This is a genomic window from Mesorhizobium sp. M7A.F.Ca.AU.002.02.1.1 (assembly GCF_003998535.1).
Lineage (GTDB): Bacteria > Pseudomonadota > Alphaproteobacteria > Rhizobiales > Rhizobiaceae > Mesorhizobium > Mesorhizobium ciceri.
This window is the reverse complement of record NZ_RZPB01000904.1, coordinates 1-2,151: the sequence shown is the minus strand read 5'-3', so window position 1 is coordinate 2,151 and position 2,151 is coordinate 1. Positions and strand designations below refer to the sequence as shown.

At 66.9% G+C, this 2,151-nt stretch carries 3 protein-coding genes; all 3 read left to right on the top strand.

Annotation, left to right across the window (positions count from 1 at the left end; all coding sequences use genetic code 11):
* Positions 1–935: 2-dehydro-3-deoxygalactonokinase (locus tag EN879_RS33095; RefSeq protein WP_164774734.1), on the top strand; the 935-nt coding region annotated here is incomplete at its 5' end.
* Complete coding sequence (locus EN879_RS33090; RefSeq protein ID WP_063169670.1) at positions 932–1,573, top strand: 2-dehydro-3-deoxy-6-phosphogalactonate aldolase; 642 nt, start codon at positions 932–934, stop codon at positions 1,571–1,573. The genes EN879_RS33095 and EN879_RS33090, both read left to right, overlap by 4 nt.
* Positions 1,570–2,151: SMP-30/gluconolactonase/LRE family protein (locus EN879_RS33085; RefSeq protein ID WP_164774733.1), on the top strand; the 582-nt coding region annotated here is incomplete at its 3' end. The genes EN879_RS33090 and EN879_RS33085, both read left to right, overlap by 4 nt.

The window sequence follows — 2,151 nt, the reverse complement described above, 5'->3', positions numbered from 1 at the left end:
CACCGGCGGTCGCCGCCGTCGACTGGGGCACGACCCGCATGCGGGTCTGGCTGATCGACGGGCAAGGCAAGATGCTTGCCGAACGCCGCGGCGATGACGGCCTGATCACCGCGCAGCAAAAGGGCTTTTCGACCATCCTCGAAGGGCATCTGGCGGCGATGGGAGCACCAGCGGCGCTGCCCGTCATCATCTGCGGCATGGCCGGGTCCCGCCAGGGCTGGCTCGAAGCGCCCTATGTCACCGTGCCGGCGCCGCTTACCGCCATCCTTGCGGGCGCCGCCAGCGTGCCCGGACAGAGCCGTGACATCCGCATCGTTCCGGGTCTGGCCCAGCGGCTGACTGACGCGCCCGACGTCATGCGCGGCGAGGAAACCCAGCTTGCCGGCGCCGGCCTGCCGGCCAGGGGGCGCCAGTTGGTCTGCATGCCCGGCACCCATTCGAAATGGGTGCTGGTCGAGGATGGCGCCGTTACCGGCTTCGGCACCTGGCCGACCGGCGAGCTGTTTTCCGTGCTTGCCGCGCACTCGATCCTGCGCCATTCGCTCGGCGAACATCCGAAGCCCGTCACATCGGACAATCCGTTCTTCCGCCGCTGGTGCGAAACCGCATTGGGCGAAGGCGGCGATATCACCTCGCGACTGTTTTCGATCCGGGCCGCCGGCCTGCTGCAGGATCTGAAAGCCGACGATGCCGCCGCCTGCCTGTCCGGCCTTTTGATCGGCGGCGAGATCGCCTCCGCCAGCCGCCGGCATGGCGCCGGCGCCGAACCCGTGGTGCTGATTGCCTCCGGCGCGCTGGCCGCACTCTACCAGGCCGCACTTGGGCTTGCTGGGCTTGAGCTCCGGGCCGTCGACGCCGACGAGGCAGTGCGTGCCGGTCTCGTCGAGGCGGCGCGCGAGAACGGCATGATCGCCAGAATTGGAGTTGCCCGATGAGCCAGACCGCACCGTTTCCAAAACTCAAGCGCGGCCTGGTTGCCATCCTTCGCGGGCTCAAGCCCACCGAGGCGATGGCCATGGGCCAGGCGCTGTTCGACGCCGGCATCGAGGCGATCGAAGTGCCGCTGAACTCACCGCAACCGTTCTCGTCGATCGCCCGCATCGTCCAAGTGCTGCCGAAAACGGCGCTGGTCGGCGCCGGCACGGTGCTGACGCCGGCCGATGTCGATGGCTTGCACCAGGCCGGAGGGCGGCTGCTGGTCAGTCCCAACATCGATGCCGAGGTGATGGCGCGCGCCATGCATTACGGCATGGTGACGATGCCCGGCGTGTTCACGCCGACCGAAGCCTTCCTGGCGATCAAACTCGGCGCCTCGGCCCTGAAATTCTTCCCGGCGAGCGTGCTGGGCACCGGCGGCATTTCCGCGATGCGCGCGGTGTTGCCGGCGCAGACATTGGTCGGCGCCGTCGGCGGTGTCTCTGAAAAAGATTTTGCCGGCTACAAGGCTGCCGGCGTGACCGCCTTTGGTCTGGGCTCCAGCCTGTTCAAGCCGGGCATGAGCGTCGACGAGGTGGCCGCGCGTGCGCACGCTGCCGTCGCGGCCTGGGATGCGGTGTTCGGAGAAGCAGGATGAGCGAAGCGATCGTTTCGGTTTTTTCCGATCACGTCTGCCAGCTCGGCGAGGGGCCGAGCTACGATCCCGCCACCGATACGCTCTACTGGTTTGACATCGTCAACAGCCAGCTTCTGGAAAAGCGGCTGTCCGGCGGCGCGACCACCGTCCATGAGCTTGGCCAAATGGCGAGCGCCATCGCCGTCATCGACGACAAGCGCCAGCTGATCGCCGCCGAGACCGGCCTTTATGTCCGCGATGTCGCGACCGGCAAGCTGACGCTGCACACGCCTGTCGAGGCCGACAATCCGGTCACGCGCTCCAACGATTCCCGCGTCCATCCCTGTGGTGCCCTGTGGATGGGCACCATGGGCAAGGGCGAGGAAAAAGGCGCGGGTTCGATCTACTGGTTTTTCAAGGGCGAACTGCGCCAGCTGTTTTCGGACATCACCGTCTCCAATTCGATCTGTTTTACCGAGGATGGGGCGATCGCTTACTACACCGACACCTCGACCGGGATGCTGATGCGCGTCGCCTGCGACCCGGCGACCGGTCTGCCTGCCGGTGAGCCCAAGCTGTTCGTCGACCACCGCTCGGCC